This window comes from uncultured Gordonia sp. (genome assembly GCF_937858515.1).
Taxonomy (GTDB): Bacteria; Actinomycetota; Actinomycetes; order Mycobacteriales; family Mycobacteriaceae; genus Gordonia.
In genome coordinates, this window is sequence record NZ_CALLZT010000219.1 from 21,449 (window position 1) to 38,775 (window position 17,327).

Annotated in this window: 14 protein-coding genes; 7 read left to right on the forward strand and 7 right to left on the reverse strand. The window is 67.2% G+C overall.

What is annotated here, in order from left to right; all coding sequences use genetic code 11:
* Positions 1-43: 43 nt before the first annotated feature.
* Positions 44-1,018 carry an alpha/beta hydrolase gene (locus Q0627_RS21900; protein ID WP_298812861.1) on the reverse strand — a complete coding sequence of 325 codons (975 nt, stop codon included), beginning with the start codon at positions 1,016-1,018 and terminating at the stop codon, positions 44-46.
* Between the two features lie 578 nt (positions 1,019-1,596).
* On the opposite strand from Q0627_RS21900, the gene Q0627_RS21905 reads away from it, so the two are divergent.
* Positions 1,597-5,457, forward strand: coding sequence for a Pls/PosA family non-ribosomal peptide synthetase (locus Q0627_RS21905; RefSeq protein WP_298812864.1), 3,861 nt, complete (start codon positions 1,597-1,599; stop codon positions 5,455-5,457).
* 85 nt (positions 5,458-5,542) lie between these two features.
* Here the strand turns inward: Q0627_RS21905 and Q0627_RS21910 are convergent, their stop codons facing one another.
* A complete protein-coding gene (locus tag Q0627_RS21910) occupies positions 5,543-6,373 on the reverse strand; it encodes an alpha/beta fold hydrolase (protein ID WP_298812888.1) in 831 nt (276 codons plus the stop codon).
* A gap of 107 nt (positions 6,374-6,480) precedes the next feature.
* Between Q0627_RS21910 and Q0627_RS21915 the strand changes: the two genes are divergently transcribed.
* Complete coding sequence (locus Q0627_RS21915) at positions 6,481-7,062, forward strand: TetR/AcrR family transcriptional regulator (protein ID WP_298812867.1); 582 nt, start codon at positions 6,481-6,483, stop codon at positions 7,060-7,062.
* Between the two features lie 24 nt (positions 7,063-7,086).
* On the opposite strand, the gene Q0627_RS21920 is transcribed toward Q0627_RS21915, so the two are convergent.
* Complete coding sequence (locus tag Q0627_RS21920) at positions 7,087-8,289, reverse strand: Fic family protein (protein ID WP_291018244.1); 1,203 nt, start codon at positions 8,287-8,289, stop codon at positions 7,087-7,089.
* Positions 8,290-8,566: 277 nt separating this feature from the next.
* Here Q0627_RS21920 and Q0627_RS21925 point away from each other — a divergent pair, with 277 nt between their 5' ends.
* Positions 8,567-10,261, forward strand: coding sequence for an AAA family ATPase (locus tag Q0627_RS21925; protein WP_298812871.1), 1,695 nt, complete (start codon positions 8,567-8,569; stop codon positions 10,259-10,261).
* 96 nt (positions 10,262-10,357) lie between these two features.
* Here the strand turns inward: Q0627_RS21925 and Q0627_RS21930 are convergent, their stop codons facing one another.
* Complete coding sequence (locus Q0627_RS21930; RefSeq protein ID WP_298812874.1) at positions 10,358-10,783, reverse strand: DoxX family protein; 426 nt, start codon at positions 10,781-10,783, stop codon at positions 10,358-10,360.
* A gap of 232 nt (positions 10,784-11,015) precedes the next feature.
* On the opposite strand from Q0627_RS21930, the gene Q0627_RS21935 reads away from it, so the two are divergent.
* Together Q0627_RS21935 and Q0627_RS21940 are read left to right on the forward strand one after the other, a co-directional pair.
* Complete coding sequence (locus tag Q0627_RS21935) at positions 11,016-12,377, forward strand: M1 family metallopeptidase (RefSeq protein WP_291018240.1); 1,362 nt, start codon at positions 11,016-11,018, stop codon at positions 12,375-12,377.
* Between the two features lie 19 nt (positions 12,378-12,396).
* Positions 12,397-13,641, forward strand: coding sequence for a lipopolysaccharide biosynthesis protein (locus Q0627_RS21940; RefSeq protein WP_291018239.1), 1,245 nt, complete (start codon positions 12,397-12,399; stop codon positions 13,639-13,641).
* Here Q0627_RS21940 and Q0627_RS21945 read toward each other — a convergent pair.
* Positions 13,547-14,428 carry a glycosyltransferase family 2 protein gene (locus Q0627_RS21945; RefSeq protein ID WP_291018236.1) on the reverse strand — a complete coding sequence of 294 codons (882 nt, stop codon included), beginning with the start codon at positions 14,426-14,428 and terminating at the stop codon, positions 13,547-13,549. The genes Q0627_RS21940 and Q0627_RS21945 overlap by 95 nt on opposite strands.
* Positions 14,429-14,517: 89 nt before the next feature.
* On the opposite strand from Q0627_RS21945, the gene Q0627_RS21950 reads away from it, so the two are divergent.
* Together Q0627_RS21950 and Q0627_RS21955 are read left to right on the forward strand one after the other, a co-directional pair.
* Complete coding sequence (locus tag Q0627_RS21950; protein WP_298812881.1) at positions 14,518-15,273, forward strand: glycosyltransferase family 2 protein; 756 nt, start codon at positions 14,518-14,520, stop codon at positions 15,271-15,273.
* Between the two features lie 4 nt (positions 15,274-15,277).
* Entirely contained in the window at positions 15,278-15,619 is a 342-nt protein-coding gene (locus Q0627_RS21955) for a DUF2304 domain-containing protein (RefSeq protein WP_291018230.1), read from the forward strand.
* A gap of 277 nt (positions 15,620-15,896) precedes the next feature.
* On the opposite strand, the gene Q0627_RS21960 is transcribed toward Q0627_RS21955, so the two are convergent.
* Together Q0627_RS21960 and rfbA are read right to left on the reverse strand one after the other, a co-directional pair.
* Positions 15,897-16,511 carry a dTDP-4-dehydrorhamnose 3,5-epimerase family protein gene (locus tag Q0627_RS21960; protein ID WP_291018227.1) on the reverse strand — a complete coding sequence of 205 codons (615 nt, stop codon included), beginning with the start codon at positions 16,509-16,511 and terminating at the stop codon, positions 15,897-15,899.
* A complete protein-coding gene (gene rfbA / locus Q0627_RS21965; protein ID WP_298812885.1) occupies positions 16,511-17,326 on the reverse strand; it encodes a glucose-1-phosphate thymidylyltransferase RfbA in 816 nt (271 codons plus the stop codon). Before rfbA ends, Q0627_RS21960 begins: the two co-directional genes overlap by 1 nt.
* Between the last annotated feature and the right edge of the window lies 1 nt (position 17,327).

Here is a 17,327-nt window from a genome sequence, read left to right on the forward strand (position 1 = left end):
CACCAACTATCGCAGCCCGACCATCCGAGCGTCAGCCCACCTGCTAAACCGCCTGTTCACCACGGTCCTCGGCCTCCCGGGCCGCCCGGACCGCCGCGGTCGCGAACTCCGACGTCAACCGCACCGCCTCCCGCGACTCCGGCAGATCCTCGATCAGCATCGGGAAGGCATGCACCTGCCAGGAGTAACTGTGCAACTGGACTTCGACGCCGGCCGCGAGCAGCCGTTCGGCGAGGATGATCGCATCCGGTTCGAGCAGCTCGTTCTCGGCGGTGATCAGGATGGTCGGCGGGAACAGCAGCGGATCGACGTCGACGACATTGCGTTTACCGGCCAGCGCGATCGGGCCCCGATCCAGCAGTGGCACCAGTGCGCGCATCTTGGCGATCGACAGATACGAATCGGACCGGCTGGAGCGGTCCGGATTGGTGTCGGCATCCAGATCCAGCCACGGCGAATAGCCGATCCACGCCGTCGGCGACGGTAGCCCCGCACCGCCGGCCAGCTCGATGACCTTGCCGCACAGGTAGCCGCCGGCCGAATCACCAGCGATGACGATGCGCCGGAAGCCGCGTTCGGTGAGCAGTTCCCGGTACGCGTCGAGGGCGTCGGCGACCGATGTTCCGACGCCCGCCTCCGGGAGCTGGCGGTATTCGAGCGCGAACACCGGCAGCCCGGTGGCCCGCGACAACCGGCCGGTGATGCCGCGATGGGTACCGATCCCGGCCACCACGAACCCGCCGCCGTGCAGATAGAGGACCGCGGTGTCGCAGTCGCCACGGCTCGGCCCGGTCGGCATCGTCAGCTCGGTGCGGCGACCGCCGAGCGTCACCCACTCGGTGACCACTCCGGCCGGCGACGGCGCCTTGTCGGTGATCTTCGCGTCGAGTTTGGGCAGGATCGCCATGGTGGTGTTGGTCAGCGGCCACAGTGACAGCAGCGGGCGCAGTGTAAGACGCAAGAACAGGAACACGAAGTAGGAGCGCGCACTTGGATGCCCGTGACGGGTGATCGACATCGTTGTCCTCTCGCCCGGCGGTGCGGGCCGTCGCTATAGTGCGCCCGGCATCTGCCCGCCGACCGCAACCCCCGCCGCTGAACCTACACGGCAGTACGCATGTGAGGATGTCGTCTCGTCAGGTGTCGCGCGTCACCGGACCCTTCGAGACGCTCGCTCGTACCTCGCATCGCCCTCAGGGATCAAGAGGGTGATCACCCTCTGAAAAGCCACCCCTGGGCACCAAGAACCGTGACCACCCTCCCACACGACCACCTTCTTGATCCCTGAGGCCGAAGCGACGTAGGAGCGAGGGTCTCGAAGGGATCAAGAGGGTGATCACCCTCTGAAAAGCCACCCTGGGCACCAAGAACCGTGACCACCCTCCCACACGACCACCTTCTTGATCCCTGAGGCCGAAGCGACGTAGGAGCGAGGGTCTCGAAGGGTCCGGCGACGTTGCGCACCTCACGCAACCACCTCTGACGGCCGCGGAAATCGGTGGGTGAACAGTGATCGTCTTGAGCCACGGGGCACCCGGCCGGGCGATATTCTCTCCTGGTGACGAACGTAGGCGATGCATGAGCCAGACTCCGGGCATGAACCAGATTCCGGAGCACTATCTGCTGTCCGGACAGGCGAGCCCGCCGCGCACGCTGTGCGACATACTGGACGCCACCGCCACCAAGCATCCCGACGCCGCCGCCATCGATGACGGCGACACCACCCTGAGTTACCGCGAACTGCTGGCCGTGGTGCGGCGCACCGCCTCCCGGCTGCGCGACGCCGGGGTGCGGCGCGGGGGCCGCGTCGGGATCCGGATGCCGTCGGGGTCGCGGGATCTGTACATCGCGATCCTGGGCACCCTGTACGCGGGCGCCGCCTACGTGCCCGTCGACGCCGACGACCCGGAGGAACGCGCGACGCTGGTGTTCGGGGAGGCCGCGGTCGACGCGCTGGTCACGGCCGACGGGATCACCGCGCACGCCGCGCCGCCAGCCGATGAGGCCGGCGATGGCCGTCCCACCACCGCCGACGACGCGTGGATCATCTTCACCTCCGGCTCCACCGGCACCCCCAAGGGTGTGGCCGTCACCCACCGCAACGCCGCCGCGTTCGTCGACGCCGAGGCGCGGCTGTTCCTGCAAGGTGACCCGCTCGGGCCTGGTGATCGGGTGCTGGCCGGACTGTCGGTGGCGTTCGACGCCTCCTGCGAGGAGATGTGGCTGGCCTGGCGCAGCGGTGCATGCCTGGTCCCCGCCCCGCGGGCGCTGGTGCGCAGCGGCATGGACCTCGGTCCGTGGCTGGTGCAGCGGCAGATCAACGTCGTGTCCACCGTGCCGACGCTGGCGTCGCTGTGGCCGCCGGAAGCACTCGAAGCGGTACGGCTGCTGATCTTCGGCGGCGAGGCCTGCCCGCCGGAGCTGGGCGAACGCCTGGCCGTCGACGGGCGCGAGGTGTGGAACACCTACGGTCCCACCGAGGCGACGGTCGTCGCGTGCGGGGCGCTGCTCGACGGCAAAGGTCCGGTACGCATCGGCCTGCCTTTGCGAGGCTGGGACCTGGCCGTCGTCGACGCCGACGGGCAGCCCGTCGCCGAGGGCGAGGTGGGTGAGCTGGTCATCGGCGGTGTGGGGCTGGCGCGGTACCTGGACCCGGCCAAGGACGCCGAGAAGTACGCGCCGATGCCGACGCTCGGCTGGGAGCGCGCCTACCGCTCAGGTGACCTGGTGAAGCTCGAATCGGAGGGGCTGCTGTTCCAGGGCCGCGCCGACGACCAGGTGAAGGTCGGCGGCCGGCGCATCGAACTCGGCGAGATCGACAATGCGCTGCAACAACTTCCGGGCGTCGGCGGGGCCGCGGTGGCGGTGCGCAAGTCCGCGGCCGGAAACTCGTTGCTCGTCGGCTACCTGGTGTCCACGGACCCCGATTTCGATGTGGCGCAAGCACATCGGCTACTGACCGAGCGGCTACCTGCGGCGATGGTGCCGCGCCTGGCGCTCGTCGACGAACTGCCCACCCGCACCTCCGGCAAGGTCGATCGGGCCGCCCTGCCGTGGCCGCTGCCCGGCGTCGCCGCCGACACCACCGGCCTGAGCGAGACCGAACAATGGCTGGCCGGGCTGTGGACCGACGTCCTCGGCATGCCCGTCGCCGACGCCAACGCCGACTTCTTCACCGAAGGCGGCGGGTCATTGTCGGCGGCGCAACTGGTCACCGCGATCCGCGCCCGGCATCCCGAGGTCACCGTCGCCGATCTGTACGACCATCCGCGGCTCGGTTCGCTGGCGCAGCACCTCGACGACAAACACGCCCCACAGATCATCGAGGAACGCTACGTCCGACCCACACCGCGGTCGGCAGGCCTGACGCAACTGCTGCTGTCCATACCGCTGACCACCCTCACCGGACTGCAATGGGCCACCTGGCTGGGCGTCGTCAACAACGTGGGCGCCGCCGTCGTCGACGCGGCCGACCGGCACGTCGACTGGCTCGTCACCGCCCCCTGGTGGCTGGTGATCCTCGCGTTCTGTGTGTTCATCACGCCACCCGGCCGGATGGTCATCGCCGCCATAGGATCGCGGATCCTCCTGCGCGGCGTCGGCCCCGGCAGCTATCCGCGCGGCGGCAACGTGCACATCCGGCTCTGGGTGGCCGAACGGCTCCTCGAAGCCAGCGGCGCCGCCAATATCTCGGGCGCGCCGTGGATGATCCACCTCGCCCGATCGCTCGGCGCGAGCATCGGGCACGGCGTCGACCTGCACACTCTCCCGCCGGTCACGGGCCTGCTGACCGTCGGCGACGGTGCGTCCATCGAACCCGAGGTGGACCTGACCGGCTGGTGGATCGACGGCGACGTCGTCCACATCGGTGCGATCGTCATCAAACGCGGCGCGACGATCGGTGCCCGGTCGACGCTGATGCCGGGCGCGGTGATCGGTCGCGACGCCGAAGTGGCGGCCGGGTCGGCGGTGTTCGGGAAGGTCAAAGCGCGTCAGCAGTGGGCCGGATCGCCGGCCAAGAAAGAAGGCAAGGCGTCACATCCATGGCCCGATCAACGGCCCGCCCGACGCAGTTGGTGGGTGCCGCTGTACATCACCTCGTCGTTCTTCCTGGCCGCGGTGCCGCTGATCTCGCTCGGCGCGGGCCTGGCGGTGATCGGCACGTGGGCGCTGTACGCCGATCGGCTGCGCGATGTGATGGTGCGTTCACTGATCCTGCTGCCCGTGGCGACGCTGACGTCGCTGGCTGTGTTCGCGCTGATCACGCTGGTATCGGTGCGGCTGCTGTCGTTCGGGATGACCAAGGGCTACCACCCGGTGCGCTCCCGCGTGGGCTGGCAGGTGTGGTTCACCGAACGGCTCCTCGACTCGGCCCGCACGTACCTGTTCCCGCTGTACGCGAGCCTGCTCACGCCCATCTGGTTCCGGGCGCTCGGGGTGAAGGTGGGCAAGGGTACCGAGATCTCCACCGCGCTCGTGCTGCCCAAGTTCACCACCATCGACGACGGCGCGTTCCTCGCCGACGACACCATGGTCGCGTCCTACGAGTTGGGTGGCGGCTGGCTGCACATCGACGACGCGAAGGTGGGTAAACGGTCGTTCCTCGGGAACTCCGGCATCACCGGGCCGGGCCGTAAGGTACCGAAGAACTCGCTGGTCGCGGTGCTGTCGGCGACGCCCGAAAAGGCGAAATCGGGGTCGAGCTGGCTGGGTAGTCCACCCGTCCGGCTGCGTCGCACCTTCGCTACGGGTGACACCTCCCGTACGTTCGATCCGCCGACCCGGTTGAAGGTGGCGCGCTCGATCATCGAGACGCTGCGGCTGATCCCGGTGATGGTGTCGTTCGGGCTCGGCATCTTCATGTTGCTCGGCCTGCAGTACATCGCCTTCCACACCAATATCGTCGTCGCCGGGGCGGTCAGCGGCCTGCTGCTGCTGGTGGCCGGTGCTTCCGCCTGCTGTATCGCCGCGGCCGCGAAATGGCTGGTCGTGGGCAAGATCCCGGTGTCCGAACAACCGCTGTGGAGTTCGTTCGTGTGGCGCAACGAGCTCTCGGACGCATTCGTCGAAACCGTCGCGGCGCCGTGGTTCGCCAATGCCGCCACCGGCACCCCGGTGCTGAATCTGTGGCTGCGGATGCTCGGGGCCAAGATCGGCCGCGGAGTGTGGTGTGAAACCTACTGGCTCCCCGAAGCCGACCTGGTGACCCTCGGCGACGGCGCCACCGTCCAGCGCGGCTGCGTGGTCCAGACCCACCTGTTCCACGACCGCGTCATGGCGATGGACCACGTCACCCTGGAAGCCGGCGCGACCCTGGGTCCGCACTGCGTCGCCCTGCCCGCATCGGGCCTGGGCGAATCGGCCACCGTCGGCCCCGCATCCCTGGTGATGCGCGGCGACGTCGTCCCCGCCCACACCCGCTGGCAAGGCAACCCCATCGCCCCCTGGAACGGGTGATCCGTTCCCGCGTCGCTAATTTCGTCGCGCTTATCGGTTGTCGCGATATCCGATAAGCAGGACGAAGTCTGCGACGCGGGAAGGCCTATGAGTGGAGGAAGGTACGGAGGGCGGCCGCGAGGTGGGCGGGCTGGTCTTCGGGGATCAGGGTGCCGGAGTCTTCGATCTCGATGAGGCGGGCGTCGGGAAGGAGGGCGGCGAGGCGGCGGCCGTGGTCTTGCGGCATCATCGCGTCCTGGTTCGCCCAGACGACCAACGCCGGCTTGGTGAAGCCGCGCAAGCTCTCCGACCATTCCAGCAGCGTCTTGGCCGGCGGGGTGCCGGTCGCGAACGCGCGCAGGTCGCGGCGGATCGCCGGGTCCAGGCGCGCCGGATCGAACCAGGTGTCGAGGACGTCGTCGGGGATGCGGGTGCGGCTCACCGCACCCCAGGCTCGGCGGTTGTGCCGGAAGAACGACGTCCGCAGCAGTTGCATGAGCAGCCTGGCACCGCCGGGTACCCGGCACAGTAGTTCCGCCGGCCGAGCCTGTGGTGGCGGGAAATTGTCGAACGCCTCGCACGCCACGAAAACCAATCGCCCGACCCGCCGGTCGAGATTCTCCGAGACGATGAATTGTGCTCCACCCCAATCGTTCATGACGAGGGTGACGTCGTCGACATCGAGGGCGTCGAGGAAATCGGCAAGTATCGCGACCTGACCGCGATGGGTCAGATCCGTTCCCGGTTTCATCGGCGATCGATGCGCACCCATCGGCAAAGTCGGTGCGATGCAACGGAACTGGTCGTCGAGAAGCGGTATCACCTTGCGCCACTGGAGATGATTCATCGGGAAGCCGTGGGTGAACACCAGTGCCGGGCCGTCGCCGCCGGTGTCCTGGTAGTCGATCGGTCCGGCGGGGACCTCGATTCTGCTCAGCTCGATCGCAGCCATTCGGCCCACCTCACTCGGGAGTTGAATGATTGTTCTAGAACAATCATTCAAGCATACTGATCGTCGTACGTCGAGACCCGTGAAGGATGGATATGGCAGCCGACACCAGAGCGCGCATCGTGACCGCGGCCGGCGAACTGTTTCGCCGTCAGGGATACGCGGCCACCGGGCTGGCGCAGATCGCGACCGCGTCCGGCGCGAAGATCGGCTCGATCTATCACTTCTTCGCAGGCAAGGAGGCACTCGCGACCGAGGTGATCGCGACGAGCGGGGCCGCATACGGCGCCTACGTGCTCGGCATCCTCGCCGACGGTCCCACCGACCCGGCCGAAGCACTCGCCTACACCTTCAACCGCGCCGCCGACGATCTCGTCGCCTGCGACTATGCCGACGCCTGCCCCATCGCCACCCTCGCCGCCGAGGTCGCGAGCACCAACGACCCCCTGCGGCAAGCCACATCAGAGGTGTTCGGCACCTGGCTCGACGGCCTCACCCTCTGGTGCACCCAGATCGTCGACTCTCCCGCCGCCAGCGACCTCGCGACCACGATCCTGGCAACCCTCGAAGGCGCCTTCATCCTCTGCCGCGCCCGCCGCGACCCCGAACCCCTACGAGCCGCCGGCCGCTCCCTCGCCACCCTCGCATCATCGATGCATGCGACTCGCGCGTCGTGAACTTCGTCGAACGCGGAAGTGGGGTCAGATGGCGACGTCTTGGCGCCAGGAGGGTGACAGGCGGAAACGTAAGGGGCGCTTCGTGACTGTCTCGATGATGCCGGCGTCTACCGGCTGCTCGATCCGTTTGCGGACGAACTGTTTCGACTTGCCTGCCGCGGCGGCGATCTCGTCCAGCGTGATCGCGCCGCCGGGACCGAACAAGACCGCCTGACCGACGATGAACACGATGTTCCGGGTGGGATCGTCCTCAAGCGGCAACTCCCCGATGACATCGGAAAGCCTGCGCAAGCCGGTCAGGCGATCTACCAAATCGGATTCCAGTCGGCTCTGCGCCGACGCGATGATCTCCAGCATCGCCACCACGAAAGGGGTGACATCACCACGGTTGAGCGGGTTCTCGACGTCGGCGAAGGCGCGGTAGTAGCGGTCCTTGTCGTCGGCGATGGTCGCCGACAGCGACAGCCAGGCGACCGGAGTCAGCGACCGGCTGAGTTCGACGGCCAGCAGGAAGCGCCCCGTGCGGCCGTTGCCGTCGTAGAACGGGTGGACGTTCTCGAAGATGAAATGGGCGACCACGGCCCGGACGAGCTGCGGGATCTCATCGTCGCGGGACTGCTCGAGCATCGTGGTCAGGCCCGCATTGATCGCCGATTCGGGAACGACCCCCGAATGCACAGCCTTCTGACCCGAGGTGATCGTGACCGGGCCCGTGCGGAACCGTTCACCGTCGGGAGCGTCCTCGTCGCGCACCTCACCTGCGGTCACCGAGTCGTATATCGACCGGATGTCATCAAGGTTCTCCGGACCGGTCACCGTCTCATCACCAAGGCTCGAGTACAGCCGCACCATCTCCTTGAACCGCCTGGTCCCGACGGTGTCGTCGTCCCGGAGCGCGTCGAGCGCCTCGCTGATCTCCTGGCGCGACGAGTGGACCGCCTCGATCTCGTTGGTGGCCTGGATCTCCTCGATGATCATCGACTCGAGGTAGTGCGCACGGGCCACACCTGGCAGCGCCGACCATTGGCCCCGGATCGTCGACTCCAAGCTCATGACGCGCTCGATGAGCACCGCGATCTCCGGTGTGATGAGGCAGAACATCGCGTGATCTCCGATGGAGAAGTCCCAGGTGACCGCGGCCGGTGACGTCCGGCGCGCGGCCTCCTCAGCATCGGCGGCCACCCGATCCTTGATGTGAAAAACTGCCTTCAGAGTGCGATACGACACCGACTACCTCCCCCTATTTGCTCTGAGTGCCAATCTAGACCAAATAGAGACCGAGATGGCGGGTGTATTTGATCTTGCGATCGGTGACGGAGCAATGTCGTCTCACCGGGTTTCGGTCGTCGGGCGACCTCGCGCCGCAACCGGTGGAGGGGCCGACGTTCCGCCCGAACGGGCGGTGGCGACGTTCTGTGACGTCGCTCAAATCGCGGCGTGTGGGGTTTGCTATCGCACATCGGTGACTTACATTGACCACAATCGCCGAACGAGCAAGGAAGGGATGGGTACGCACATGCGCGAGCAGAATCTGGCACGAACCGCGTGGTCGGCCGGGGCGCAGGCGTACCAATCCGGGCGCACCGCGTCCGCCACCATGCAGTTCGAACACGCCGTCGCCATCGACGACGGCATGGCCGATGCCTGGCTGGGGCTGCACGCGCTGTCGCACCGGCCCGACGAGGCGCTCGCGCAGATGGTCCGCCACTCCCACCGCTTCGGCGAGGAACGCCGCCGCGCCGACGTCGGCCTCGACTCCCGGTTCGTGATCGGACCGTACGTCACCTACCGTCTGAGCAGCCACGACGACCTCTGGTCGGCCGTCGCCGCATCGCACATCACCAACAAGGAACACAGCCTCGCCCACTCGGCCATCGCGCGCGTGACCCCGGGCACCGAACAATACATCTACCTGCGGGGTTACCACGCCTACGTGACGGGCGAACGCGACGACGCGATCGCCATGCTGCGCCGGGTCATGGGCCGCGACAAGTACCTCGACGCGTCCGCGCGACTGCTCAGCGCGATCCTGCTCGCCGAGGCCGGCGCGATGGCACCGGCCAAGGGCTACCTGAACTCCCTGCTCGAACAGGAATTCCTGCCGCAGATCCACGCCGAGGCGCTGCTGGTTCGGGGCCTGATCACCCGCGCCGAAGACGCCGAGGCCGCGGCGATGAACGACTTCCATCACGCATACGCGCTGCGCCCCGACCTGCCCGGCCTCAAAGAAGCGATGGCCGGCCGCGAGGCGACGCCCCGGATCGCCGTCACCCGGGCCACGGCAGCCGCCCCGGACACGTCCGCCCCCGTCGCCGAACCGGAGGCCAAGCATGCAGCCGACTCGGTCGACACCCTCGAAGCGGTACTCGCAGACCTCGACGGCCAGGTCGGGCAGGAATCCATCAAACAGCAGGTGCGCATCATCATGGCGCAGACCCGCGCCCAGATCGCCCGCCGCAACGTCGGCCTGCCACAACCCCGGACGACCGAACATTTCGTGTTCACCGGCCCGCCCGGCACCGGCAAGACCACCATCGCCCGCATCATCGCCCGCCTCTACAAGACGCTCGGCATTCTCGACGGCGGACACGTCGTCGAGGTGGACCGGTCCGGGCTCATCGGCCAGTACCACGGGCACACCGTCGCCCAGACCAAAGCCAAACTCGACGAGGCGATGGGCGGGGTGCTGTTCATCGACGAGGCGTACACCCTGCACACCGAAGGATTCACCGACGGCGACCCGTACGGCGCCGAGGCCATCGACACCATCCTCAAACGGATGGAGGACGACCGCGACCGATTCGTCGTGATCGCCGCAGGGTATCCCGAACCGATGCAACGTTTCCTCGACTCCAACCCGGGTCTGCGCTCACGTTTCACCACCACCATCGACTTCGCGGCGTACTCGGCGACCGACCTGGTCAAGATCGCCGACTCGATGGCCGCCGCATCGGGTGACCGGCTCACCCGCGACGCATACGGCGTGCTGGAGAACGTCCTGGCCGTGCTCGACGCTCAGGGCCGTCTCAAGGATCCGTCGTTCGGCAACGCCCGGTTCGTGCGCAACCTGATCGAGAACGCGGCCCGGCAGCGCGATCTGCGCCTGTTCGCCGAGGTCGACGGCCTGCCCCCCGGTACCGACGAACTGACCACCATCACCTCCGACGACATCCGGGCCGCGGCGGGCGCGCTGCGCTGATCCCTCTGCCGACGGTGGTGGACATTGTCGTCTCACCGGGTTTCGAGGCTCATCGCCCAACGACTCTTCGCACCTCGGCCGGCAGAGGGGACGGCGTCAGCCGTTGAGCTTCTTCTTGACCTTCGTGTACATCATGGTGCCCGCGGAGAACTTGCTGCCCTGCGCGAAAGTGATGGCCAGCAGGCCGGCGATGAGGGACAGCGGATACTCGAAACCGCCCTCGGAGTTCCAGAAGCCGGCGTCGAGGTGGGAGAAGTAGATGGCGCCGGCGATGTCGACGATGAGCAGCAGACAGATGATCGGCAGAACCAGCCCGACGATCAACGCGAGGCCGCCCAGCAGCTCGACCCACGTCGAGAACTGGGCCGCGTACTCGGGATACGGAATCCCCATCGCATCGAAATCCCTTGTCACCTGACCAATTCCGGTGACGCGTAGCTTCTGCCAGCCGTGCATCACAAAAATGAACCCCAGGATCAGGCGCGAAACGAGAAGCGCGTACCCGTTGATGCCCTTGACCATCAGTCCTCCACTCCACCAATGCTGTGTCGAGAATATGCGCCACCACCGACACTCAGCCGCACCACACGCCCCATCCGACACAGCTAACGCACAATTCACCCGGCCGACAGCCCGGACACACCAGCACCAGCCGGGTGCCGATACCGCGCTGAGGGTAACGTGAGTGAGCGCACTGTCCCGGGCGACGGATCACGTGTGCGGGGGACCAGATCGACCAGCGAAGGAGCGATGCGTGCCGGGTAAGTCGGGCCGCCGAGCACCGGGAACACCCCTGCTCGGCGCACCATCGGACGCACTCGATCCGTATCTGCCGCGCAACGGCAACCTGGGATTCCGGGTGCTGCGCTACGACCTCGAACTCGAATACAAGGTGTCCGGCAACCGGCTCGACGGCACCGCCACGCTCACCGCGGCGTCGTATCGGGAGCTGCGCCGGTTCACCCTCGATCTCGCGGCCACCATGCGGGTGAGCCGGGTCACCGTCAACGACAAACGCGCCCGCTACAGCCACCGCGGCGGCAAACTCGCCATCACCCCCGACGCCGCGATCCCGCCCGGCGGCGCCATGACCATCGCCGTGCGCTATACCGGATCGCCGCGACCCGTGAGCGGCGCATGGGGCGAGGTCGGCTGGGAAGAACTCACCGACGGCTCGCTGTGCGCCAATCAGCCCAATGGGGCGGCATCCTGGTTTCCGTGCGATGACCACCCCAGTTGCAAAGCGCCATACCGAATCTCGATCACCACCGACAGCCCGTACTACACCCTGGCCAACGGGACGCTCGTGGACAAGCGGATCCGCGGCTCGCGCACCACGTGGGTGTACCAGCAGGTCGAACCGATGTCGACGTACCTCGCGTCGGTGCAGATCGGCCAGTACAAGCGGGTCAGCTTGCGACAGAAGCCTTTTCCGGTGAGCGCGATCTACCCGCCACGGCTGGGCCGCAACTTCGGCGTCGACTTCGCCCGGCAGCTCGACATGATCGACGCCTTCACCGAGATGTTCGGGCCGTACCCGTTCCCCGGCTACACCGTCGTCGTCACCGACGATGAGCTCGACATACCCATTGAGGCACAAAGCTTTTCGACGTTCGGGGCCAATCATTGCGACGGCAGTCGCCAGTCGGAGCGGCTGGTTGCGCACGAGCTGGCCCACCAATGGTTCGGCAATTCCGTGACGCTGGAACGCTGGCGCGACATCTGGCTGCACGAAGGTTTCGCCTGCTATGCCGAATGGCTGTGGAGCCAGCGTTCGGGCGGGCCGTCGGCCGACGAATGCGCCCGCAAGTACTACCAGAAACTGGCCGCGACGACGGTCCGGGTGCCGCTCGCCGACCCGACCCCCGCCAAGATGTTCGACGACTGGGTGTACAAACGCGGCGCCATCACCCTGCACGCACTGCGCCTGCGCATCGGTGACGGCAACTTCTTCGCGCTCATCCGCCGGTGGACCGAAAAATACCGGTACGGCACCGCCACCACCGAGGACTTCATCTCCCTGGCCGCCAACTACTCCACCGCATCACTCGGCGAACTGTGGCAGCAATGGCTGTTCACACCCGCCCTGCCGCCCTACCCCGGCACCGGCCGATGACGATTCTTCCCTGATCCCGATGGGGAGGGTGACGGGGGCGACGATCGTCGCGGCGGCGTCGGGGTATCTGGTGCTGGTGCTGGCCGCGCGTGACCTCGGGGCGACCGGGTACGGGGTGTTCGCGGTGTTCTGGGCGGCGTACGGGATGGTCACCGGCACCCAGAACGGTCAGCTGCAGGAGACCGCGCGGGCCGTGGCGGGCGGGGATCGCAATGGCGGTGACCGCGATGGGGGCCGGCCGGTGCGGGTGAACGCGGCGATCGGGCTGGGGCTGGCCGCGGTCGTCGCGCTCAGCTCACCGCTGTGGGCGACGCACCTGTTCGCCGACGACACCTGGTTGTCGGTGGGGCTGCTGACGGCGGGCGTCGCGGGGTTCGCGATGTACGCGCACCTGTCCGGGGTGCTGTCCGGGTCGGGGCGCTGGCCCGTATTCGCGGCGCTGCTGTGCGTCGACGCGCTGATCCGCCTGGCCGCGGCCGTCGTCGCGACCGTCGCAGGCTGGGGGTTGCCCGCGTTCCTGACGATCACCGTGCTGGGGACGCTGTCGTGGATCGTCATCGTCTGTGGGTCGTCGTCGGCCCGGGACGCGATGGGGCTGCCCGGGGACGCCGGTGATCGGGCACTGACCGTCAACACGCTGACCGCGATGGCCGCTGCTGCGGCGGCGGCGGTACTGGTGATGGGCTTCCCGGTGCTCATCAACCTGACCCGCCACCACGGCGACGCCGCCGACGTACGCGGCGCGATCATCCTCGCCGTCACCCTCACCCGGGCCCCGCTCCTGGTGCCACTGAACAGCTTTCAGGGGGTGCTGATCACCCGGTTTGTCGCCGCCCGCGACCATCTCGCCCGGGCGGTGGCCGTGCCGGTGGGTGCGGTCGCCGCCATCGCCCTGGTCGGTGCGGGTCTGGCGTGGGTGATCGGGCCATGGCTGCTGACCTCTGTGTTCGGTGCCGACTTCGAACTGAGTGGGGCCGCGCTCGCCGGATTCACCGTCGGCGCCGGATCGCTCGGGGTACTCACCGTGACGGGCGCCGCCACAATATCGGCAGACCTGCACCGCTGGTACGCGGGCGGTTGGTGGGTGGCCACCGCGGCCTCCGTGCTGCTGCTGACGGTGCCGGCCGGTCAGGTCACCCGGGTGACGCTCGCGCTGGTCGTCGGGCCGCTCATCGGCGTCGCGGTACACGTGGCCGGGCAAAGTCCGCTGCGCTCCGGGCGATCGCACGTAGCCGGGCCAGGCCGTGATGCAGACGCGAGGTGAGATGCACCTTCGCCGCCCGCTCGGCACGTGACCAACCCAGCGCCGCATAACGACGGGCCTCGGCGTCGAAGAACGCCGACTCCTCGATGAACCGGTCACCGTCTGCGGCGAGCACCGAACTCACCGACGCGGCATGCCGGCGATAGGAGAACACCACCCGCGGGTCGTATACCAGCGACGCCCCGCCGACCGTCAGATCGAGCAGCAACGCGAGATCGAGCACGACGTCCAGGCCCTGCCGGAAACCCTGCTCACCGACCTCCCGTACCACCTCCGTGCGCCACAGCAACGACGGAAAGTACGTCCAGTTGCCATGCAACAGGCTCACCGCCAGATCCTGCCCCGACAACACCGACGCCTCGCGCGGGGCCAGCCGATGCTTGACCCGGTCGCCCAACGGACGCACCACCGCACCTGCGTCATCGATGATCTGCACCCCCGGCGCGATCACCGCCGCCCGCGGATACGTGCCCGCCAACTCCACCACCCTGGCCAGATAGCCCGAATGCATCACGTCGTCGCACCCCATCACCACGAAATACTCCGCGGTGACCAGCTCGACGCACCGCCGGAAATTGACGTTGACGCCCAGATTGGTGTCGTTGCGCAGATACCCGACCCGATCGTCGGCCAGCGACTCCAGCCAGCGGCGCGGGGCGTCGTCGGGATAGCAGTCGTCGACGACGGTGATCCGGAAATCGCGGTGCGTCTGATACAGGACACTGAGAACCGCCTGCCGCAACTGGGTGAAATCCCCGTAGAACGGCATCATGACGTCGACCAGCACCCGACCAACAGTAGTGGGTCCGACTCCGTCCCGAAGGGTACGGGCGTGGCGGCGTCGGGCGGGGCGCCGCGAAGCGTAAAGTCGGGAACATGGTCGCAGGCCGTTCGCGGAATCCGCGGCCCGCAACCGGCGACGACAATTCCGGCAATGCGGATGTCTGGCTGATCGTGCCCGTGTACAACGAGGCACCGGTGATCGGCGACGTGATCGCGAATGCCTCCCACACCTTCGGCAACATCGTGTGCGTCGACGACGGCAGCACCGATGGCTCCGCGGAACAGATCAGGGCGGCGCAGCAGGTGGCGCCCGGGGTGCGGCTCGTGCGGCACCCCGTCAACCTCGGGCAGGGCGCGGCCATCCAGACCGGCATCGAGTACGCGCGGGCGCGGCCGGGGGCGCGGTACTTCGTCACCTTCGACGCCGACGGGCAGCACCGCGTCGACGACGTCGAGGCGATGATCGAACGGTTGCGTGCCGAGCCCGTCGATATCGTCATCGGTACGCGGTTCGGTGGGTCCCAGACCCTCTCGGTTCCGTTCCTGCGTCGGATCGTGTTGCGCAGCATCGTCTTTCTCAGTGTGCGCAATCGCCGGCTCGGACTCACCGACGCGCACAACGGATTACGCGCCTTCAACCGGACCGTCGCCGACGACCTCGATCTGCTGATGAACGGGATGAGTCACGCCACCGAATTCGTCGGCCTCGTCGACCGGCACAAATGGCGGGTCACCGAACAACCCGTCACCATCCTGTACACCGAATACTCACGCGCCAAAGGACAATCGCTGTTCAACGGCGTCAATATCCTGGCCGATGGCCTGCTGCACGCGCGGCTGAGGAGGTAACCCGATGCTCGTCATCCAGATCGTCCTGATCGCCGCCGCCGCAGGGCTGGTGTGGTTCTTCGTCACCAACCGCGGAAACTCGAAAGCGTCGGCCGGGTTCAAGCTGCTGTTCGTCGCGTTCGTGATGCTCGGGGTGTACGCCATGATCCGGCCCGACGACCTGACCGTCGTCGCCGGGTGGGTCGATGTCGGGCGCGGCACCGACCTCATGCTGTACTGCCTGATCATCGCATTCGCCTTCACCACCGTCGCCAGTTACCTACGATTCCGGGAGTTGGAGATCAGGTTCGCCCGGCTCGCCCGGGTGGTCGCGCTGCAGAACGCCGATGCGGAGGATCGGGAGTAGGGGTCACCGGACCCTTCGAGACGCGGTCGGCTCCTTCGTCGCGCGACAGCTCCTCAGGGATCAAGATGAGTGTCCGCGGTCAATTGTCCTGCCGCAAAACCGAAGCGGCCACACATCGTCACCCCCCCAAGACTCGAGCGGCCACACACTGTCACCCCAACACCCAAGCAGCCGCTCATCTTGATCCCTGAGGCCGAAGCGACGAAGGAGCGAGGGCCGCGTTGGGTCCGGTGACCTTTAGACACCTGACGGGACCACTCCCCGACCGACCCCGATGTCAGGTGAGAGACGCGAGGTAGGCGGCGACGGCGGCGTGGTCCGGGAGGAGGCCCGAAGCAGCGGCGTCGGCCAATGTGGGTGCTGCGGTGTCTTTTTCGGACAGCGAGTACGTGAGGGGGGTGCCATCGCGGGCGGTGGTGGGCCAGACGATACCCAGCGCCGGGTCGAGCGGGTTGATGCCGTGTTCGGCGGACGGGTTGTAGCCGGTCGAACAGAGATAGGTGACGGTGGAACCGTCTGCCAGGGAACAGAATCCGTGCCCGAGGCCCTCCGACAGGTACACGGCCCGGCGGTCGATGTCGTCGAGCAGCACCGTGTCGTAGGCGCCGAAAGTGGGTGAGCCGACCCGGATGTCGACGATCACGTCGAGGATCGCACCCGACGGACAAGTCACATACTTGGCCTGACCGGGCGGGACGTCGGCGAAATGAATACCCCGCAGTACACCCGCCGCCGACACCGACAGGTTGACCTGCGCGAGATCGAAACGATGTCCGACGACCCCCGAGAGCACCTCAGCCTTGAACGCCTCGGTGAACAACCCCCGCGAATCACCGTGCAGCGCAGGGGTGATCTCCCACGCCCCCGCGATCGACAATGGCCGAATCCGCATCAGAATCCCCTTCCACGCCCGAGAATATCGAGCAGATAATCTCCGTAACCGGATTTTCGTAACGGCTCGGCCCGCTCGCGCAGTTGATCGTCGTCGATAAAGCCACTGCGCCAGGCGATCTCCTCCGGGACCGCGATCTTCAGACCCTGCCGCTGCTCCACCGTCCGCACGAAGTTACCGGCGTCGAGCATCGAATCGAACGTACCGGTGTCGAGCCAGGCGGTACCCCGCGGCAACACCTTGACGGACAGCTTTCGCCGTTCCAGGTAATACGAGTTGATATCGGTGATCTCGTATTCGCCTCGCGCGCTGGGCTTGAGGCTCCGCGCGATATCGACCACCTCGTTGTCGTAAAAGTACAGCCCGGGCACCGCATAGTTGGATTTGGGACGCTGCGGCTTCTCCTCCAACGACCGCGCCACCCCGTGCTCGTCGAAGTCGACCACACCGTAGGCACCCGGATCGGCCACCCAGTATGCGAAGATCGCGCCGCCGTCGATGCCGTCGAAACCCCGCAACCGGCTGCCCAGACCGGGACCGTAGAAGATGTTGTCGCCCAGGATCAGTGCCACCGACTCGTCGCCGATGTGGTCGGCGCCCAGGATGAACGCCTGCGCCAGGCCGTCGGGCGACGGCTGCGCCACATACGACAGGTTGATGCCGAACTGTTCGCCCGTGCCGAGCAGGTACCGGAACGCGGACTCGTCGTGTGGGGTGGTGATGATCAGGATGTCGCGGATGCCGGCCAGCATCAGCGTCGACAGCGGGTAATAGATCATCGGTTTGTCGTAGACGGGGATGAGCTGTTTGCTCACC

Excerpts from the sequence above, each read along its gene's own strand:
- Q0627_RS21900 (WP_298812861.1), bottom strand. The coding sequence starts at position 1,018 with ATGTCGATCACCCGTCACGGGCATCCAAGTGCGCGCTCCTACTTCGTG.
- Q0627_RS21905 (WP_298812864.1), top strand. The coding sequence starts at position 1,597 with ATGAACCAGATTCCGGAGCACTATCTGCTGTCCGGACAGGCGAGCCCG.
- Q0627_RS21915 (WP_298812867.1), top strand. The coding sequence starts at position 6,481 with ATGGCAGCCGACACCAGAGCGCGCATCGTGACCGCGGCCGGCGAACTG.
- Q0627_RS21925 (WP_298812871.1), top strand. The coding sequence starts at position 8,567 with ATGGGTACGCACATGCGCGAGCAGAATCTGGCACGAACCGCGTGGTCG.
- Q0627_RS21930 (WP_298812874.1), bottom strand. The coding sequence starts at position 10,783 with ATGGTCAAGGGCATCAACGGGTACGCGCTTCTCGTTTCGCGCCTGATC.
- Q0627_RS21940 (WP_291018239.1), top strand. The coding sequence starts at position 12,397 with ATGGGGAGGGTGACGGGGGCGACGATCGTCGCGGCGGCGTCGGGGTAT.
- Q0627_RS21950 (WP_298812881.1), top strand. The coding sequence starts at position 14,518 with ATGGTCGCAGGCCGTTCGCGGAATCCGCGGCCCGCAACCGGCGACGAC.
- Q0627_RS21955 (WP_291018230.1), top strand. The coding sequence starts at position 15,278 with ATGCTCGTCATCCAGATCGTCCTGATCGCCGCCGCCGCAGGGCTGGTG.
- Q0627_RS21960 (WP_291018227.1), bottom strand. The coding sequence starts at position 16,511 with ATGCGGATTCGGCCATTGTCGATCGCGGGGGCGTGGGAGATCACCCCT.